This is a genomic window from Pectobacterium araliae, assembly GCF_037076465.1.
In the GTDB taxonomy this organism is placed as follows: Bacteria; Pseudomonadota; Gammaproteobacteria; order Enterobacterales; family Enterobacteriaceae; genus Pectobacterium; species Pectobacterium araliae.
Map to the genome: position 1 here is coordinate 4,177,077 of NZ_AP028908.1, position 18,380 is coordinate 4,195,456.

The window sequence follows — 18,380 nt, forward strand, 5'->3', positions numbered from 1 at the left end:
TTAACAAACGCCTCATTCTACGTCAATTTGAACAGGACGTTTATACTAAACACGATGCTGCGGTGAATATTTTTTCAGCTCATCCGTTATGGGGACTGATGCGACAAAAAAATCGCCTTGCCCGCCATAAACCCCTTTGCCCAACAGCATCCGCCACTCCTCTTTGGTACGTACACCGGAGGCAAACACCCGGGTTTGCGTGCCTTTACAGGCCTCGGTCAAACTTTGCACAAAAAGCTGATTTTCCGGGCGACGCTCAAGACTGCGGACCAACGCGGGGTGAAGCTTGATGACCTCCACAGGGAGCGACTTGATATACATCGTGCTGACCAGCGTCAAACCCGCCTGCGTGACCGCCAGGCGACAGCCTAAGCCCAGGATCACAGTGAGAACCGGACGCAGGCGACCGATATATTGACAAACATCTGCCTCAGCAAGTTCAAATAAAATGCACTGCCGCTGCGTTTTCGGACATTGCAGTAATGTTTCTTTCAGCCAGCGCAAGAAAGGCTTTTGCAAAAGTGAGTCCACACTTATCGGTAAAGCCAGCGTTTCTCCGGGCCAGTTCGCCGACAAATCAACAATACGAGCGACAAGTTGGCGATCATAGCTGGTCGCCAACCCCAACTGTTGAACCAGAGGCATGTACTCTGCGGCAAGCAATTCCTGTTCTCCGTCATAAATCCGGCTCATCATTTCACGATGATGTACCACGCCCTCTTTGGTGACCGCAGGTTTCTGGTAAAGCCGCGGACCACCGCGCGCCAATGTTTGTTCCAACAACGTCCGCCATTTCACGCTGCCACGCCCTTTATCCGGCACCTTCCTGTCAAACACGCACCAACTGTTACCCCCTTGCAATACCGCATTACGCGTTGCGTCCTCCACGCTTTCCATGACCTGCTCAGCGCTTTGTCCGCCGCGATAGGCGCAAATACCAATGTGGAGAACCTCCTCCCGATCGATAAATGGACAAGCGGGGAGAATATCGATGGCTTTCACCAGTTGCGTGGCAATCGCATTGGCATCCTTTAGCGTACTGTGAGGGAGTAATACGGTGAAGTCGCTGCTGAAATAACGTGCCAGCAACGCAGAGGGATAACGCATGACAAACGTCGACAGCAGGTTGACTAGCGTAAAACGGTATTCCTGAAGGATATTGTTATCACCATGCATCTCCTGCAACGTTTCAAAATCTGGCACGCGGATCATCATAACAATACCGTGTGTCCCCACTTCTTCACCATCTTCCAACTGCGTGGTCAGTTGGTTGTCAAAGAACAGACGATTGTTCAGTCCGGTTTCGGCATCCTGTGCGGCAAAGGCACGGATTAAGGTATCGACCCGCCCGCGTTCCTCACGCGCTTCCACTAAATCGGACAACAGTTGATCGAGTGCCCCGCTGGTATTGACAGGCCATTCACGTACCGACCCCTGCATCACCGATTCACGTTCGCCTTTGAGGATACGCTGCGCCCGCTTTTCCAGCTCTTCCTGCCCCGCAGTTTGCTGGCGGAGCCATCGGATGGAGAAATACAGCATCAGGAGCATCACGCCAGCTGCCAGCAACACCGACAGCGTAGATACCACAAAGCGCGGTAAACCCATCAGCGGATCGGCATATTTTAAGGCGATCGCCATGTTCGTATGTTGCATCAGCGGAAATTCGACCTCATGGTAGAGGTGCGTACGTTCCCAGTTGGCCTCGGGCAGCTGTATTGAATAGAGAGCCGAATCGTTATCCTGAATCTCCAGCACGATAATGCCCGCCGTTTTCATCATCCCCGGCAGCCAATACTGGATATTTTCAGGCGATTGCACTAACAGCGCCTGATCGATACTGGCCGTGACCTCGCGTAGCTGCTGCTCGGTTCGCAACTGACTATAATAACAGAGGCTAAATATGCTACTGAAAAGCATAAGCAAAATGGCGAGAACCGTCTGCAATACTATGAGTATCGAGAACCTGGTCGTAAATCCCATCCCTGCGTCCTATTCCAAATAATTGTTATTTCTGCGAGTTTGTTGTTTTTTATCAGTTCGCCTAGGCCAGCTACATAGTACCTTCATTAACAACAGTACCTTCTTAACAAATAGTACCTGTAATAACTATACCCTAAATAATTCGAGTTGCAGGAAGGCGGCGAGCGAGGGCATCCCGATGAGCTTACTCAAGTAAGTGATTCGGGTAACTCAGCGATGCCAACACACATGCGGCTTGAAGTATGACGGATATATAGTCGTTAATGACTTCCCCATTTTAATCCTGCTACAGGAGATAGCCCATGCAGGCTTTAGTTCTTGAACAGTCAGACGGACTGACCCACGCTCAGATTCGCGAGATTGACGCGGAGCAGCTTCCCGCCGGGGATGTGACTGTTGATATCAGTTGGTCCGGTATTAATTATAAAGATGCGCTTGCCATTACGGGTAAAGGCAAAATTATTCGTCACTTCCCGATGGTTCCTGGGATCGACTTCGTAGGTACAGTACGCCACAGCGACAGCGATCGGTTTAGCGTCGGCCAACCCGTCATCCTGACGGGTTGGGGCGTAGGTGAAAACCACTGGGGCGGGTTGGCACAACAGGCGCGCGTGAAAAGCGAGTGGCTGGTCCCTCTGCCCGCTTCGCTGGATGCGCGTAAGGCTATGATTCTTGGGACCGCAGGCTTTACTGCGATGCTGTGCGTGATGGCGCTGGAAGACGGCGGCATCACCCCGGAAAGCGGCGACATCATTGTGACGGGCGCCAGCGGCGGCGTCGGCAGCACGGCAGTCGCCCTGCTTGCGGAGCTAGGCTATCTGGTTACTGCCGTCAGCGGCCGTGCTGACAACACTGATTATCTGAAAAAGTTGGGTGCCAAACAGGTGCTGGACCGCAGCGAATTCAGCGGCAGCCCTCGCCCGCTAGAGAAACAACGTTGGGCTGGCGCGGTTGACACCGTCGGCGATAACGTGCTGGCAACGCTGCTGGCGCAAATGGATTACAACGCGACGGTCGCCGCATGCGGTCTGGCTGGTGGTGTTGCACTGCCAACGACCGTGATGCCATTTATTTTACGTAATGTTCGTCTGCAAGGCGTGGATTCCGTGATGGCACCGCTGGCTCGCCGTCAGCAAGCGTGGGAGCGTCTGGCAGCCATCCTGCCTGAGTCGTTCTATCAGCAGGTCACGCAGGAAATCGGGTTGGAAGACGTCCCTGCCGTTGCCGCTGCGCTGCTGGAAAACAAGGTCACTGGCCGCACGCTGGTGAAGATCAGCTAACACTTTTCGTTGACGTCCCCAGCCACCTTTATGGTGGCTGTAACACCCTGCAAAAAAGTATTTCCTCTCTCCTGCCGCAGTTTCTACCGCAAGTCATCTATAACTAAGTGAACGGTAAGCATTAAAAACGCCACTTTGTGTCAACAATAATAATGACTGGCGGGAGTTCACATGCACAAACATCGCAAATTCACGGAAGCCGACGTTACCCCAGAGGCCCTCTTCTATCAGCGTCGGCGCGTATTAAAAGCACTGGGTATTTCTGCGGCGGCGCTCTCATTGCCGCTTTCCGCACAGGCTGACCTGCTGGCCTGGTTTAAAGGCAGTGATAAACCCAAAGCCCCGCTGGGTAAACCGCTCACGTTTAGCCAACCCGCTGACTGGAAGCGCGATCTGCCGCTCACACCAGAAGATAAGGTCACGGGCTATAACAACTTCTATGAGTTCGGGCTGGACAAAGCCGATCCGGCGGCCAATGCGGGTGGATTAAAAACCGAAGGTTGGACCATCAAAATAGACGGTGATGTCGCCAAACCCCTCACGTTGGATATCGACGATGTACTCAAACGCTTTCCGCTGGAAGAGCGGATCTACCGTTTTCGCTGCGTAGAAGCGTGGTCAATGGTCATTCCGTGGGTTGGATTTGAGTTAGCCAAGCTGATTAAATTCGCCGAACCCACCAGCAACGCACGCTATGTGGCGTTTCAAACGCTTTACGATCCGGAGCAGATGCCGGGGCAAAAAGATCGCTTCATGGGCGGTGGGCTGGACTATCCCTATGTAGAAGGGCTGCGGCTGGATGAAGCCATGAACCCTTTGGCGCTGCTGGCCGTCGGCGTTTACGGCAAAACTCTGCCGCCACAGAACGGTGCCCCCATCCGGTTAGTTACACCGTGGAAATACGGCTTCAAAAACATCAAATCCATCGTACATATCCGCTTCACCCGCGAAAAACCGCCCTGCACATGGAATCTGGCGGCCTCGGACGAATATGGTTTCTATGCCAACGTTAATCCACAGGTGGATCACCCGCGCTGGTCACAGGCGACAGAACGCGTCATCGGTTCAGGTGGTTTGCTTAACGTTGAACGTCAACCCACGCTGTTGTTCAACGGCTATGCCGATCAGGTCGCCTCGCTGTATCGCGGCCTGAATCTGCGCGAAAACTTTTAGCTAATTACACAAAATTTTAGCTAATAACACAAAACTTCTCGCTACAGCATCCTGTCAGGATAGGGATCCACATCAGCATGAGACTGACATTACAACATATTAATCGGCTAAAAGTGCTATTCCATCTGGCGGGTTTTGTGCCGCTGCTGTGGCTGATATTATCAGTCGACCAAGGGGGATTCAGCGCCGATCCGGCCAAAGATATCCAGCATTTTACTGGCAGAATGGCGCTGAAATTGCTGCTGGCGACGCTGTTGGTCACGCCACTGGCGCGCTACGGTAAACAGCCGCTGCTGATTCGCTGCCGACGCCTCCTCGGGCTGTGGTGCTTTTTCTGGGCGACGTTACATCTGGTGAGCTATGCGCTGCTGGAGTTGGGTCTGGATCATCTAGCGCTGCTGGGTAACGAACTGATATCCCGCCCATATTTAACGCTGGGAATCATAAGTTGGCTGATTTTGCTGGCGCTGGCGATAACCTCACCACAAATCATAATGCGCAAGTTGGGATCGCAATGGCAAAAATTGCATAATTTCGTCTATTTAGTCGCCATCCTTACGCCCATCCACTATCTTTGGTCAGTTAAAACGCTCTCCCCGCAGCCTATTTTGTATGCGATCGCGGCGCTGATATTGCTGCTGCTGCGTTATAAGACATTTCGCCAATGGTGGCGCTAAGCGCAGTATTAACACAGGAAAACCGGTTGCTAGCCACCGTAAAATTCACGCTTACTCACGAACTGACGCCGGAATATCTCCGCAGATAAGACCAGTATTTAGCTGCGAATTGCCGCGATATGGTTATAATGCACGACTTTACTTTCTCGGACCGGACAATTTGCGTCACGAAAGGTGACAAACGAATAGCTTCGCGCTATTTTGTGCGACACGGTTTTGGCAATCTTGGTCAATCGCGGGAGATAGCAGCACAATGGCAGAAAATTTTCACATTTTGCTCTTGAATGGTCCAAACCTGAATCTGCTAGGTACCCGAGAGCCAGACAAATACGGCAAGACGACATTAGCAGACATTGTCAGCGAACTGGAAACACAGGCGCAGGCATTGAACGTGAAGTTTTCCCATCTGCAATCCAATGCGGAACATGTCCTGATCGATACCATCCATCAGGCCAGAGGAAACACGGACTTCATTCTGATTAACCCAGCGGCATTTACCCACACCAGCGTTGCGCTGCGTGATGCCCTGCTGGCGGTCGCGATTCCGTTTATCGAAATTCATCTGTCCAACGTGCACGCACGTGAGCCTTTTCGTCACCACTCCTATCTTTCTGATGTTGCGGTAGGCGTGATATGTGGCCTGGGGGCAGAGGGTTATCAGTATGCTTTACAGACGGCGGTAAAACGCCTGTCAACTTCCAATTAAACAAAAGAGTACGGAACCACATCCATGGATATTCGTAAAATCAAAAAACTGATCGAACTGGTTGAAGAGTCCGGCATCGCCGAACTGGAAATTTCTGAAGGTGAAGAATCAGTACGTATCAGTCGTGCCCCAGCAGCGGTTAACTACCCGATGATGCAACAAGCCTACGCGACGCCGATGATGCAGCCACAGCCTGCTCTGGCCGCCGCCGTTGCACCAGCGCCAGTGGAAGCTGCCGCCGCACCGGCTGCCATCAGTGGACACATCGTTCGTTCTCCAATGGTTGGAACCTTCTACCGCACCCCAAGCCCAGATGCTAAAGCGTTTGTGGAAGTGGGTCAGCGCGTCAACGTTGGCGATACCCTGTGCATCGTCGAAGCCATGAAAATGATGAACCAGATCGAAGCCGACAAAGCCGGCGTGGTTAAAGCCATTCTGCTTGAGAGCGGCCAGCCGGTCGAATTTGACGAGCCACTGGTTGTCATCGAATAACGAGGCTTATCATGCTAGATAAAATCGTTATCGCTAACCGCGGAGAGATCGCGCTACGTATTTTGCGTGCCTGTAAAGAGCTAGGCATCAAAACCGTCGCCGTTCACTCCAGTGCGGATCGCGATTTGAAACACGTATTGCTGGCGGACGAAACCGTGTGTATCGGCCCTGCTCCGTCAACAAAAAGCTATCTGAACATCCCAGCGATTATTTCCGCTGCGGAAATCACCGGTGCCGTCGCGATTCACCCTGGCTACGGTTTCCTGTCCGAAAATGCGGATTTTGCCGAGCAGGTTGAACGTTCTGGCTTTATCTTCATCGGCCCACGCGCAGAAACCATTCGCCTGATGGGCGACAAAGTGTCTGCCATCACCGCAATGAAAAAAGCGGGTGTGCCAACCGTACCTGGCTCTGATGGCCCGTTAGACGGTGACATGGATGCTAACCGCGCCCATGCAAAACGCATCGGCTATCCGGTCATCATCAAAGCCTCTGGCGGCGGCGGTGGTCGTGGTATGCGCGTCGTGCGCAGCGACAAAGAGCTGGAACAATCCATCAACATGACCCGTGCGGAAGCCAAAGCGGCTTTCAACAACGACATGGTCTACATGGAAAAATATCTGGAAAACCCACGTCATGTGGAAATTCAGATTCTGGCTGACGGTCAGGGCCACGCCGTCTATCTGGCCGAGCGTGACTGCTCCATGCAGCGTCGCCACCAGAAAGTGGTGGAAGAAGCGCCAGCACCGGGCATTACGGACGAACTGCGTCGTAATATCGGCGAGCGCTGCGCCAAAGCCTGTATCGATATCAACTATCGTGGTGCGGGTACGTTCGAGTTCCTGTACGAAAATGGTGAGTTCTACTTCATTGAAATGAACACCCGTATTCAAGTGGAGCATCCGGTTACCGAGATGATTACCGGCGTGGATCTGATCAAAGAGCAGCTGCGCATTGCTGCTGGTCAACCGCTGTCCATCAAGCAGAAAGACGTCAAGGTTCGCGGTCATGCGGTGGAATGCCGTATCAACGCGGAAGACCCGAACTCGTTCCTGCCAAGCCCGGGTAAAATCACGCGTTTCCACGCACCGGGTGGCTTTGGTGTTCGTTGGGAATCGCATATTTACGCCGGTTATACCGTACCGCCGTATTACGATTCCATGATCGGCAAGCTGATCACCTACGGCGAAACCCGCGAAATCGCGATTTCCCGTATGAAGAACGCGCTGGCTGAACTGATCATCGATGGCATCAAAACCAACATCGAACTTCAGATGAAGATCATGAGCGACGAAAACTTCCAGAGAGGTGGCACTAACATCCACTATCTGGAGAAGAAACTCGGCTTGCAGTAAACCCCACGCAATCGAGTCAAAAGGCCAGCCGATGCTGGCCTTTTGTTATTTTATTCCTGTGTATATTCCTTAAATAATCCAATTAAGAGTCGAACATCCAGATCACATTTTCAGCGATACCTGACATTGGCTATTTAAACGGGAAATAAGAAATATTTGAAGTCGCTAAAGCAAGCCGCAATTATTTCCGTGTAGCCAAAATAATACTGAAAGCCTTAACCAGAGCGATCAATTCACTGCCGACATCAATGTGCATGTCTTCCAGGCTTTCATTGGTCACGGTTGAGGTCAGCGTCAATCCACCAGCGGTAACCAGTTGCACCGTCGAGTTTGCGGCACCTTCCCCTGAGAAAATTATGCGATGTGACTTCCATCATTAGCCAATTACCTCAATATCAATAAGAAAATATACCCACTTGGTATTATTTTTTAGAGAGATGTCTTCTATTTCCGCTCTGATAAGTTGCTCAAAAAACCGAAATAAAATAGGTAAGGCAACACGCTGCCCCCTCTTTTCACCCCCCAATGGTAGCCCTGGTATCTCGATTCTTACACGATCGGTATGACCGCATGGCTGGCTTTTACGCTTCTGGCGTAATTCTTACTAGTCAATTGGCCCACATGCCGTAAAATTCCCGCTTTCGTCATCACGACGTTCATAACGATGCCAATCCTCCCATTTACGGTGGAGAAGAACATGGATACACGCTTTCCTCAGGCGCACAAAGAGGCTCGCTGGGCTTTCGGCCTGACGCTGGTTTATTTAATGGCCTGGGTGCTTGCCGCCTATTTGCCTGACAACACACAAGGGATCACCGGTCTTCCACACTGGTTTGAGATGGCCTGCCTGCTGCTGCCGCTCGTATTTACACTGCTGTGTTGGCTGATGGTGCGCGTTATTTTCCGCGATATCTCACTGGAGAGTGACGATGCAAATTGAAATTTTATTGCCGCTGATTGGCTACCTGCTGCTGGTCTTCGGGCTGTCGGTCTATGCGTACCGTCGCCGTCAGGCGGGTAACTTTCTTAACGAGTATTTCCTCGGCGGCCGTTCAATGGGCGGGTTTGTCCTAGCGATGACGCTCATCGGCACTTACGTCAGCGCCAGCTCCTTTATCGGCGGGCCGGGTGCAGCGTATAAATATGGGCTAGGCTGGGTGCTGCTTTCGATGATCCAGCTTCCCACCATGCTGCTGTCGCTCGGGATTCTGGGGAAAAAGTTCGCCATTTTGGCGCGGCGTTACAACGCCATCACGCTGAATGACATGCTGTACGCGCGCTACAACAGCCCGCTGCTGGTCTGGTTCGCCAGCATCAGCCTATTGGTCGCGTTTATCGGTGCGATGGCTGTACAGTTCATCGGCGGTGCCCGTCTGCTGGAAACCGCAGCGAACATCCCTTATGACATCGGTCTGCTGATTTTCGGCGTCACCATCGCGCTATACACCACGTTTGGCGGTTTCCGCGCCAGCGTGCTCAATGATGCGATGCAGGGCATCGTGATGTTGATCGGCACCGTCATCCTGCTGGTAGGCGTAATTTATGCCGCTGGCGGCTTGCACAGCGCGGTGGATAAACTGCAACAAATCGACCCGATGCTGGTGTCGCCACAGGGCAGCGGCGGCATCCTGTCGATGCCGTTTATGGCCTCATTTTGGGTGCTGGTCTGCTTCGGTGTTATCGGCTTGCCGAACACGGCCGTGCGCTGTATTTCTTATCGTGACAGCAAGGCGTTGCACCGTGGAATTATCATCGGCACCATCGTCATCAGCATCCTGATGCTCGGTATGCATCTGGCCGGTGCGCTGGGGCGTGCGGTTATGCCGAATCTGACGATTCCCGATCAGGTGTTACCCGCGCTGATGATTACCGTGCTACCGCCGCTGGCCGCAGGGATCTTTCTCGCTGCGCCAATGGCCGCTATCATGTCCAACATTAATGCGCATCTGCTTCAGGCCTCCGCCACGATCATCAAAGATCTCTATCTCAGCGTACGCCCGCAGCAGATCCATAACGAACGCCGTATCAAGATCCTATCCAGCATGACGACCCTACTATTGGGCCTGCTGGTGCTACTGGCCTCCTTACGGCCACCGGATATGATCATCTGGCTGAACCTGCTGGCGTTTGGCGGGCTGGAAGCGGTGTTCCTGTGGCCGCTGGTGTTGGGCCTGTATTGGGAGCGCGCGAATGCCGCGGGGGCGCTTAGCGCCATGTTCATTGGCGCAATTTGCTATACCTTACTGGCCAGCTTCAATCTTCAGCTAGCTGGGTATCACCCTATTGTGCCATCGCTGTTACTCAGTCTGATGGCGTTTATTATTGGCAACCGCTTTGGTCATAATCCACCAGCGCCGGTTACCGCTTCATCTTCACTTTAAATGTAATAGAGACTGCTATGCCGTGGATTCAACTGAAAATAAACACCTCAGGAAATGTTGCTGAACAACTGGGTGACGCCATGATAGAAAGCGGTGCGGTATCCGTTACGTTTCAGGATACGCACGATAACCCCGTATTTGAACCACTACCGGGTGAGACTCGCCTGTGGGGCGATACTGACGCCATTGCGCTGTACGATGCCGAAACCGATATGAACACGGTTATCGCCATACTGGAGCAGGAACCGCTGTTGGGCGCGGGTTTTAAACACAAGATCGAACAACTGGAAGACAAAGACTGGGAACGCGAGTGGATGGATAACTTCCATCCGATGCAGTTCGGCAAACGTCTGTGGATTTGCCCAAGCTGGCGTGACATTCCTGACCCGAATGCCGTCAACGTGATGCTCGACCCTGGCCTGGCGTTCGGCACCGGCACCCACCCAACAACCGCGCTGTGCCTGCAATGGCTCGATGGGCTGGATCTGGAAGGGAAAACCATCATCGATTTCGGCTGCGGCTCCGGCATTCTGGCAATTGCGGCTCTGAAACTGGGTGCTGCACGCGCCATCGGGATTGATATCGATCCGCAGGCGATTCAGGCCAGCCGGGATAACGCGCAGCGTAACGGCGTTTCCGAGCGTCTTGAGCTTTATCTGCCGAAAGATCAGCCTGCCGATCTGTCTGCCGATGTCGTCGTTGCCAACATCCTTGCTGGCCCGCTGCGCGAACTGGCACCGCTGATTAGCGATTTACCAAAAGCAGGAGGCCACCTTGGACTGTCCGGCGTACTGGCGACGCAGGCCGAAGGCGTCGCAGAAGCCTACGCAGACAATTTCGCGCTTGATCCGGTGACTGAACGCGAAGAATGGTGCCGCATTACTGGTATCCGAAAAGCCGTTTAACACCGCTGTTATATGTCGCTCACCGTATGTATAACGGTGGGCGCACATCTTCCTTGTTATACCTCATTATTTATCCCGAAAAGCTCGCGTATGATGCCGATCGGCATTTGATCGGATTCATCCGCTCAACGATGCCATGTCATTATTTTCAAGGGATGAAAAATGAAAGGTAAAAAACTCTCTATCGTATTTATGCTGTCGGCCTGTTTTTCCGCTTTGGCGGCCGATCCGGTGCACTGGGGTTATGAAGGCAACGGCGATCCCGCACACTGGGGAAAACTTTCTCCAGACTTCTCGTTATGTGAAACGGGTAAAAACCAATCGCCCATCAATATCCGTCAGGCACTGAACGCTCAACACGCCCCCTTACAGCTGGCTTTCCAGCCTGGGGCACAGCACATTATCAACAACGGGCATACTGTTCAGGTTAACGTCAGTGCGGGGAATACGCTATTGCTGGATAACGAAACATTCACCTTGCAGCAGTTTCACTTTCATGCACCGAGCGAGAATGAAATTGACGGTAAACAGTTTCCACTGGAAGGCCATTTTGTCTATAAAGACGCAAGCGGTGCGCTAACCGTTATTGCACTGATGTTTCAGGAAGGAGAGGCCAATCAGCCGTTAGCCACGATATGGCAGCAGATTCCGGCTCAGGTTAATCAGGCGATGGAGATGCGCACGCCAATCGCGATTCAGGCCTTGTTACCTTCGTCGTTAAACTACTATCGGTTCAGTGGCTCACTGACGACACCACCGTGCTCGGAAGGCATTCGCTGGCTGGTACTGGATCATCCCGTCACCGCCTCTGCCGAACAAATAAACCAGTTCAGCCTGGTCATGCATCACGCCAACAATCGCCCCCTACAGCCGCTTAATGGCCGAATCATCATCCATTAAGCCACTTCGCGAGGCTGGCAAGGCCATTCGTCGGCCAGCCTCAGACAAATCAACGTTCTTTTTAGCCGCACAAACCAACGCATTTCACTAATAAAACATTGATAGCCTGCTGTATCTCCACTAAAAATGACCGCGCCTACAGATAAAATTCTGTAAGCAGATGAATATTTTACCGAGCAAAAAACCAACACAAAAACATAACACACTGTTAAATATGAATAATATTTTTATATACCTCTACGAACTGCATTTTCATTGATCGACAGCCGTAAATTGGTCAAAGTTTGGCCTTTCATCTGACGTAAAAAATGCGTAATATACGCGCCCTTGCAGGCACAGTATGGTCAATTTTTGTCTATGCATATTGGACAATTTCAGCTTAGTAATCGCTTGATAGCAGCCCCAATGGCTGGTATTAGCGATCGCCCATTTAGAGCACTCTGTCATGCGATGGGCGCTGGAATGACCGTGTCTGAAATGCTTTCTTCCAACCCGGAAGTGTGGCGTTCAGACAAGTCGCGTTTGCGAATGGTACATAGCGATGAACCGGGTATCAGAGCCGTGCAAATTGCCGGTTGTGACCCCGATGAGATGGCGGCGGCAGCGAGAATCAACGCTGATTCCGGCGCGCAGATCATCGACATCAATATGGGCTGCCCGGCGAAGAAGGTGAACCGCAAGATGGCAGGATCTGCGTTATTGCAGTATCCGGATTTGGTCAAACAGATCCTCTCTACGGTAGTGAAAGCGGTAGACGTACCGGTAACACTGAAGATCCGAACCGGTTGGGCACCAGAGCACCGCAACTGTGTAGAAATTGCCAAATTGGCTGAAGACTGTGGCATTCAGGCGTTAACCATTCACGGACGCACCCGTGCGTGCCTGTTCAATGGTTCCGCGGAATACGACAGCATTCGGGCAGTTAAGCAGGCCGTTTCCATTCCTATTATTGCGAATGGCGACATTACAGACCCGCATAAAGCCAGAGCGGTTCTGGACTACACCGGGGCTGACGCCCTGATGATAGGACGAGCCGCTCAGGGAAGACCCTGGATCTTTCGGGAAATCCAGCATTATCTGGACACAGGGGAGTTGCTGGCGCCGATGCCACTGGCAGAGGTCAAGCGCTTGTTGATCGAGCACATACGGGAATTGCACGACTTTTATGGTCCAGGCAAGGGATTTCGTATCGCTCGTAAGCACGTATCCTGGTATCTCCAGGAGCATGCCCCAAACGACCAGTTTAGGCGCACATTCAACGCCATTGAGGATGCCAGCGAGCAGCTGGAGGCGTTGAAGGCATATTTTGAAAATCTTGCGTAAACAGAAAAAGAGCTGACAGAACTATGTTCGAACAACGCGTGAATTCTGACGTACTGACCGTTTCCACTGTAAACTCTCAGGCTCAGGTAACCCAAAAACCCCTGCGCGACTCGGTTAAACAGGCACTGAAGAACTATTTTGCTCAATTGAACGGTCAGGATGTAAGTGACCTGTATGAGCTGGTACTGGCTGAAGTTGAACAGCCACTGTTGGACATGGTGATGCAATACACCCGCGGTAACCAAACCCGCGCGGCCCTGATGATGGGCATCAACCGCGGTACTCTGCGTAAGAAATTGAAAAAATACGGCATGAACTGATACTAATCAGTTAAGCATTTGAAAAAAGGCGCTTTACCTCTTGGGTTAAGCGCCTTTTTCTTTGCCTTCTATTTAGGCAGCAGCCTGAACGTGGACAGTCTGAGCAGTGGCATCTGTGAGTTGAGGAATTCGTTGTTAATGACTCATCCCTTCTTGTTTGTCCGTTTCTGACGCGTGAAAGAGTCGGTGCAGGTTATCCAGTCGTTCCGCTAACACGAACGTTAAAATCTCTTTCGATTCTGGGTTGTCCAATTCAACAATCGCATAAGCCAGCGCACGACACTGATCGAGCGCTTCTTCTGGCTCTAACGGCGTGTTATCAAACATGGTGCACCTCCTGAACAGGCAGGCGACCAGCGAAGACCATGACATGACCATCAGGGGAATGCTCCCGCGCCTGACGTTCGGTGGTAGCGATAATATGCACGACACGTTGGGAGGATGTTCCCAAAGCAAGAAAGCGATACTGAAATTCGGGGCGAGTTTGGGTAGACTGGATATCAGCCATAGTGTTAGCTCCAATAACATTGTGGTTAGAGGCTCGTAGGTGTTGGTAGCACCTGCGAGCTTCGCTTTTTTAACCTTGAATTACTCAAGGTGTCAGCCACTATAAAATTAAGTGTCAGCCACGTCAACGCTATTTTTTGTGCTTTATTGTGTATACTGTCTGCCACCAACCAGCATTAGGAATAGTCATGGCAACGAAAGCAGTAAATGCAAAATCAAGAAAGCTTGAGGCAAGAGTTCCACATGATGTTGCTGAAGCAATGGAACAAGTAAAAGAACCGAATGAAAGCACAGGGCAATTTATCGTTTCTGCCATGCAAGGTGAGATCAAACGCCGCCAGCGAAAGCAGCCTAAAGAAGAATCCAAAGACTGACTGGTGTTGTGGGTAGAATAAGCTATTCCGGCTAGTGCTTAGTTTGGCAGTTAGCTCACATCAGAAGCACGTATTACTAAGATCGCAGTATGTTAGCTAACGAGGAGCAAAGCAAACCTTTACATATCTAACTTACTATCTAACGATTTTTAGTTATCTATATAGAGTGTATTCTTCCATATAAAATGAAAATTATAGGAGTCAAAATGGATCTATTCTCACCAATACCTGGTATTCCATTACATAAATATTTCCAGTATTTAGCTGAACGGGAAGATCTTGGTCCTGTAAGGGATGTCATTAATTCATGGGGGATAGGGCTTTTAGACAGGCGTAATGAAAAAGAAAAATTTGTGAAAGAGTTCCAGACAACATTTAATTCATCATTTTGGGAATTGTACTTGAACAAAGTTTTCAAGGAACTTGGCATGAATGTTGACTACACTAAAGAAAGTCCAGATTTTTGTGTAAGCACGCCTGATGGTTATGTCGTAAACATAGAAGCCGTTGTAGCTGATCCACCGGTAATTACCACCCAACCTATCGATAAAGCTCATGAGGACCATCAAAATCCACTTGATGATGATGCATTCATAGATGATTGTACTATAAAACTTCTTGGTAGGCTAAAGAGCAAGCTAGATCTTTATAAAGGAGTAGGTGGAAAAAAACACCCTTATAGTTCCCTAGAGCATGTAAAAGATAACCCATTCGTAATTGCTATTGCCCCATTTAACCAGCAGTTTTCATTTTCGCAAAATAACATTTCTATTAACCAAGTTCTGTTCGGAATAGATAGGCCAAGATTAAATAGTGATAAAAATTTAGTCGTTGCCGAAAAGAACTCCATCATAAAACCTACGGGCACAAAGTTGGAACTAGGTATTTTTACAAATGATTCCTTTAAAGAGATTAGTGCTGTTATATTTTCCTCTACAGGTATGCTTGGAAAAGCCATAGTTGAAAGTGGTATTTCTTCCTACATTAGAGCTACTCGTTATCGCCAAATTTATAAATATGACTTCTATAAAAATGAAGGGGCTGATAATTTAGGAAAAAAACATCATCAATTAACACCAACTCATGATGTATTCTCTATACGATTTATAGATGGAAATTTCATTTGTGGTTCTGATATGCATCTTTGTAAATCAGAGGAATACAGAGAATCACACGTGGACGGATTGCATATATATTTCAACCCTTACGCAACCATTCCTCTCGAACCTTCTTTTTTCGATAATTATGATATTACACATAATTTTTTCAACCCTGAACTAAGGGAGTGCATCATGGAACATCATGATCAGTCATTGGTCTCACGTCAAATAATCGGTTACTAATAATTGATAACTTAAATTACTATCAATAACCAGCACTACTCTCCAAGAGTACAATATCCCCGCACCTCACTCATATCCGACTGTGAAATTTAGCCACACATTCCCACAAAACACATTCGGGTTTATCAGCGACCAACCCAGAATCAAAACACCTCAATCAGCTCAAACTCTTCAAACACCAGCAGCATATCTGGGGCGAAGGTGCCTTCTCGTTCGAAAAATGTCTGATGGCCTTCGCGCCAGAAAGCCAGGCTTTTATCCCCTTCGCCCTCTTTCGCCGCCATCTCAGCGGTGATATCGCAGTAGCGCACCAGCGTTAACGAGCGCGTGCGAATCACGCAGGAAGGCTGTCCGGCGCCGTCCAGAACGATGTTGTAATCACCGACCTGCGGCGTTTGCTCGTTTTTGAACGCGTGATACGAGCTACAGGTTGCCGTTTTATGCCCTTCCCGCACCAGTTGCAGCAGCTCATTCGCCAGTTCGGGGCTGTCGCCAAATGCCCAACGCAGCGCGTCTGGGTAGTTATCTAATCCTTGTTTATGGCTCATCATCTTCCTCAATATTACGGTAATACCGCACAACGGATTACTTTTAACTATTTAAAAATAAAAACTATTTATATAAATACAGACTGTTTAATAGACGTAAAAATGGCGGAACGCATCACAGGCATGATCCCCCTGACACATCCAATACTTGCCCCGTCACCCAACGCCCCTCTATAGATGCGAGAAACACGGCCATCGCGGCAATATCATTGGGTTGGCCGAGACGAGAAAATACCGAATACCGCTCTGCACGTTCGCGCACTTGGGTATCGGATAGCATCTCCTTCACCATTTCAGTGTCGATAACACCGGGAGCGATAGCATTAACGGTGATATCTCGTGCACCATATTCCGGTGCCAGAGACAGCGTTAACACGTTAATCGCGCCTTTTGACGCGGCATAAGCCACTCTGTTTGATGCCGCGATGCGTGTGCGTGCAGAAGAGATATTGATGATACTTCCCCCTGACCGCATCTCTGCACCCGCGGCTTGAATGAGGAAAAAGGGGGCTGTCACATTAACCGCCATGATCTTGTCATAAAGCTCATCAGAGGTATCAGCAATCGTCGCCAGCGGAGATATCCCTGCATTATTCACCAGAATATCCAACCCGCTCCCCGTCTCACTCAACACCTGACTGAATTGTGCCCAGAGTCTTCGACTGCCCTGTTTTGGATTACTCGCAAAATCAGCTGGGATGACGACAGCCTGTGTGCCGAGCTGACGCACGCGTTCCGCCGTTTCCTCAGCAGCATCGGAATATTCAACATCATGAATGCCGATCAACGTTGCCCCTTCCGCCGCAAACCGTTCAGCTATTGCTTTTCCAATTCCACGCGCACTACCAGTGATCAACGCGGTTTTACCTTTCAGCCTACTGTGACTTTCCATACTCACTGTCTCCAAGGTAACAATCTCAGCAACATAATATATTGTGACCAACGGTATATAGCTACGGCAACCACGCGTTACTCCCTTTATGACTCGACACCGCCATTAACGCTGTCATCCTCAATTACGTCCATCCTCACGAGTAACCGATTTCCCTCGGTCTCTTATGCAACGTGGTGAAAATGGCTTAAGCGCACTATATTCAGAACAAAAGTTCTATATTCACTTCTGATATAAATCATCACACAACGTGATTTATAAACAGATGTCTTGTAGAGTAGATTCGTTATCAGCAAAAGTTATAAGCGCATCACTGCACACTACTCACAGGAATTCATAATGAAAAAAATACGTTTTGCTTTACTGACCAGCGCCCTGCTTGCTACCAGCGTATTCGCTCATGCAGATGACCTTAGCACCATCAAGTCCGCAGGGGTTATCAAGATCGGCACAGAAGGCACCTACGCGCCTTACACTTATCATGATAAATCAGGCCAACTGGTTGGCTTCGATGTGGATATTGGCCGTGCAGTGGCAGAAAAGCTTGGCGTGAAAGCCCAGTTCATTGAAGGACGTTGGGACGGTTTAATCGCCGGTATTGATGCCAAACGCTATGATGCAGTCATCAATCAGGTTGGCGTAACCAAAGAGCGTCAGGCTAAGTATGATTTTTCCAAGCCTTACATTGATTCCAAAGCGGTGCTGGTTGTCCGCGGCGATAACACCACTATCAAAGATTTCAGCGATCTGAAAGGCAAAAAATCCGCCCAGAGCCTGACCAGTAATTACTCTAAGCAAGCCACCAGCTACGGTGCGGAAATTGTACCAACGGACGGCTTTAACCAGTCTCTGGATCTGGTTCTCAGCGGTCGTGCCGATGCCACGTTGAACGATAACCTATCCTTCCTGGATTTCAAAAAGCAGAAGCCGGATGCCAACGTGAAGATTGCGGTAACCTCAAAGGACGGCGAACCTTCCGCGATTCTGGTACGTAAAAATCAGGCGCCTCTGGTGGAAGCATTGAATAAAGCGCTGGATGAAATCAAAGCAGACGGCACCTATAAAACGATATCTGTGCGATACTTCGGGGAAGATATTTCTCAATAATCGCACGGTTACCAGAGCGCGTTGTTATAAAAATGATGGTTATCAACATGATAATTATCAAAATAACGGGTATCAACGCGCTCTGTAATTAGAGCATATCTTTATCGGAGCTCG

General features: G+C 50.1%; 21 protein-coding genes. 15 read left to right on the plus strand and 6 right to left on the minus strand.

Annotated features, from left to right (window positions below):
• Positions 1-45: 45 nt before the first annotated feature.
• A complete protein-coding gene (gene csrD / locus AACH44_RS18955; protein ID WP_261850027.1) occupies positions 46-1,983 on the minus strand; it encodes an RNase E specificity factor CsrD in 1,938 nt (645 codons plus the stop codon).
• Positions 1,984-2,285: 302 nt separating this feature from the next.
• Between csrD and AACH44_RS18960 the strand changes: the two genes are divergently transcribed.
• The 6 genes from AACH44_RS18960 (at position 2,286) to accC (ending at position 7,666) form a co-directional block, all read left to right on the plus strand.
• Positions 2,286-3,263 carry an MDR family oxidoreductase gene (locus tag AACH44_RS18960; protein WP_261850026.1) on the plus strand — a complete coding sequence of 326 codons (978 nt, stop codon included), beginning with the start codon at positions 2,286-2,288 and terminating at the stop codon, positions 3,261-3,263.
• A 171-nt stretch (positions 3,264-3,434) separates the two neighbouring features.
• Positions 3,435-4,436 carry a protein-methionine-sulfoxide reductase catalytic subunit MsrP gene (msrP, locus tag AACH44_RS18965; protein ID WP_261850025.1) on the plus strand — a complete coding sequence of 334 codons (1,002 nt, stop codon included), beginning with the start codon at positions 3,435-3,437 and terminating at the stop codon, positions 4,434-4,436.
• 77 nt (positions 4,437-4,513) lie between these two features.
• On the plus strand, positions 4,514-5,113 hold the full coding sequence (gene msrQ / locus AACH44_RS18970) for a protein-methionine-sulfoxide reductase heme-binding subunit MsrQ (RefSeq protein WP_261850024.1): 600 nt from the start codon (positions 4,514-4,516) through the stop codon (positions 5,111-5,113).
• Positions 5,114-5,366: 253 nt separating this feature from the next.
• Positions 5,367-5,819: a type II 3-dehydroquinate dehydratase gene (aroQ, locus tag AACH44_RS18975; RefSeq protein ID WP_261850023.1), complete on the plus strand. Its 453-nt coding sequence runs from the start codon at positions 5,367-5,369 to the stop codon at positions 5,817-5,819.
• A 24-nt stretch (positions 5,820-5,843) separates the two neighbouring features.
• The gene (accB, locus tag AACH44_RS18980) at positions 5,844-6,311 is read left to right on the plus strand and encodes an acetyl-CoA carboxylase biotin carboxyl carrier protein (protein WP_261850022.1); all 468 of its coding nucleotides are present in this window, start codon (positions 5,844-5,846) and stop codon (positions 6,309-6,311) included.
• 11 nt (positions 6,312-6,322) lie between these two features.
• Entirely contained in the window at positions 6,323-7,666 is a 1,344-nt protein-coding gene (accC, locus tag AACH44_RS18985; RefSeq protein ID WP_261850021.1) for an acetyl-CoA carboxylase biotin carboxylase subunit, read from the plus strand.
• 181 nt (positions 7,667-7,847) lie between these two features.
• On the opposite strand, the gene AACH44_RS18990 is transcribed toward accC, so the two are convergent.
• Entirely contained in the window at positions 7,848-7,988 is a 141-nt protein-coding gene (locus AACH44_RS18990) for a TOBE domain-containing protein (protein WP_425606607.1), read from the minus strand.
• 375 nt (positions 7,989-8,363) lie between these two features.
• Between AACH44_RS18990 and AACH44_RS18995 the strand changes: the two genes are divergently transcribed.
• The 6 genes from AACH44_RS18995 to fis all read left to right on the plus strand — a co-directional run bounded on the left by AACH44_RS18995 (position 8,364) and on the right by fis (position 13,495).
• Positions 8,364-8,606, plus strand: a complete 243-nt coding sequence (locus AACH44_RS18995) for a YhdT family protein (protein WP_261850020.1) — start codon at positions 8,364-8,366, stop codon at positions 8,604-8,606.
• Positions 8,596-10,047 (plus strand): sodium/pantothenate symporter, encoded by a 1,452-nt coding sequence (gene panF / locus AACH44_RS19000; protein WP_261850019.1) that lies wholly within the window; start codon positions 8,596-8,598, stop codon positions 10,045-10,047. Before AACH44_RS18995 ends, panF begins: the two co-directional genes overlap by 11 nt.
• A gap of 17 nt (positions 10,048-10,064) precedes the next feature.
• The gene (gene prmA, locus AACH44_RS19005) at positions 10,065-10,952 is read left to right on the plus strand and encodes a 50S ribosomal protein L11 methyltransferase (protein WP_261850018.1); all 888 of its coding nucleotides are present in this window, start codon (positions 10,065-10,067) and stop codon (positions 10,950-10,952) included.
• Between the two features lie 162 nt (positions 10,953-11,114).
• Complete coding sequence (locus tag AACH44_RS19010) at positions 11,115-11,852, plus strand: carbonic anhydrase (RefSeq protein ID WP_261850017.1); 738 nt, start codon at positions 11,115-11,117, stop codon at positions 11,850-11,852.
• Between the two features lie 357 nt (positions 11,853-12,209).
• Positions 12,210-13,175 carry a tRNA dihydrouridine synthase DusB gene (dusB, locus tag AACH44_RS19015; protein WP_205567459.1) on the plus strand — a complete coding sequence of 322 codons (966 nt, stop codon included), beginning with the start codon at positions 12,210-12,212 and terminating at the stop codon, positions 13,173-13,175.
• Between the two features lie 23 nt (positions 13,176-13,198).
• Entirely contained in the window at positions 13,199-13,495 is a 297-nt protein-coding gene (gene fis / locus AACH44_RS19020; protein WP_005975342.1) for a DNA-binding transcriptional regulator Fis, read from the plus strand.
• Between the two features lie 135 nt (positions 13,496-13,630).
• Here the strand turns inward: fis and AACH44_RS19025 are convergent, their stop codons facing one another.
• Together AACH44_RS19025 and AACH44_RS19030 are read right to left on the minus strand one after the other, a co-directional pair.
• The gene (locus tag AACH44_RS19025; protein ID WP_039278980.1) at positions 13,631-13,822 is read right to left on the minus strand and encodes a hypothetical protein; all 192 of its coding nucleotides are present in this window, start codon (positions 13,820-13,822) and stop codon (positions 13,631-13,633) included.
• A complete protein-coding gene (locus tag AACH44_RS19030) occupies positions 13,815-14,003 on the minus strand; it encodes a host cell division inhibitor Icd-like protein (protein ID WP_261850016.1) in 189 nt (62 codons plus the stop codon). The genes AACH44_RS19025 and AACH44_RS19030 overlap by 8 nt, the downstream gene beginning before the upstream one ends.
• Positions 14,004-14,190: 187 nt before the next feature.
• On the opposite strand from AACH44_RS19030, the gene AACH44_RS19035 reads away from it, so the two are divergent.
• Both AACH44_RS19035 and AACH44_RS19040 read left to right on the plus strand, forming a co-directional pair.
• The gene (locus AACH44_RS19035) at positions 14,191-14,376 is read left to right on the plus strand and encodes a YlcI/YnfO family protein (protein ID WP_261850015.1); all 186 of its coding nucleotides are present in this window, start codon (positions 14,191-14,193) and stop codon (positions 14,374-14,376) included.
• Between the two features lie 206 nt (positions 14,377-14,582).
• Positions 14,583-15,719, plus strand: coding sequence for a hypothetical protein (locus AACH44_RS19040; protein ID WP_261850014.1), 1,137 nt, complete (start codon positions 14,583-14,585; stop codon positions 15,717-15,719).
• 143 nt (positions 15,720-15,862) lie between these two features.
• On the opposite strand, the gene AACH44_RS19045 is transcribed toward AACH44_RS19040, so the two are convergent.
• Together AACH44_RS19045 and AACH44_RS19050 are read right to left on the minus strand one after the other, a co-directional pair.
• Positions 15,863-16,267, minus strand: a complete 405-nt coding sequence (locus AACH44_RS19045; RefSeq protein WP_261850013.1) for an ASCH domain-containing protein — start codon at positions 16,265-16,267, stop codon at positions 15,863-15,865.
• A 115-nt stretch (positions 16,268-16,382) separates the two neighbouring features.
• Positions 16,383-17,159, minus strand: coding sequence for an SDR family NAD(P)-dependent oxidoreductase (locus AACH44_RS19050; protein WP_151243201.1), 777 nt, complete (start codon positions 17,157-17,159; stop codon positions 16,383-16,385).
• A 339-nt stretch (positions 17,160-17,498) separates the two neighbouring features.
• On the opposite strand from AACH44_RS19050, the gene AACH44_RS19055 reads away from it, so the two are divergent.
• Entirely contained in the window at positions 17,499-18,266 is a 768-nt protein-coding gene (locus AACH44_RS19055) for an amino acid ABC transporter substrate-binding protein (protein WP_261850012.1), read from the plus strand.
• The last annotated feature ends 114 nt before the right edge of the window (positions 18,267-18,380 follow it).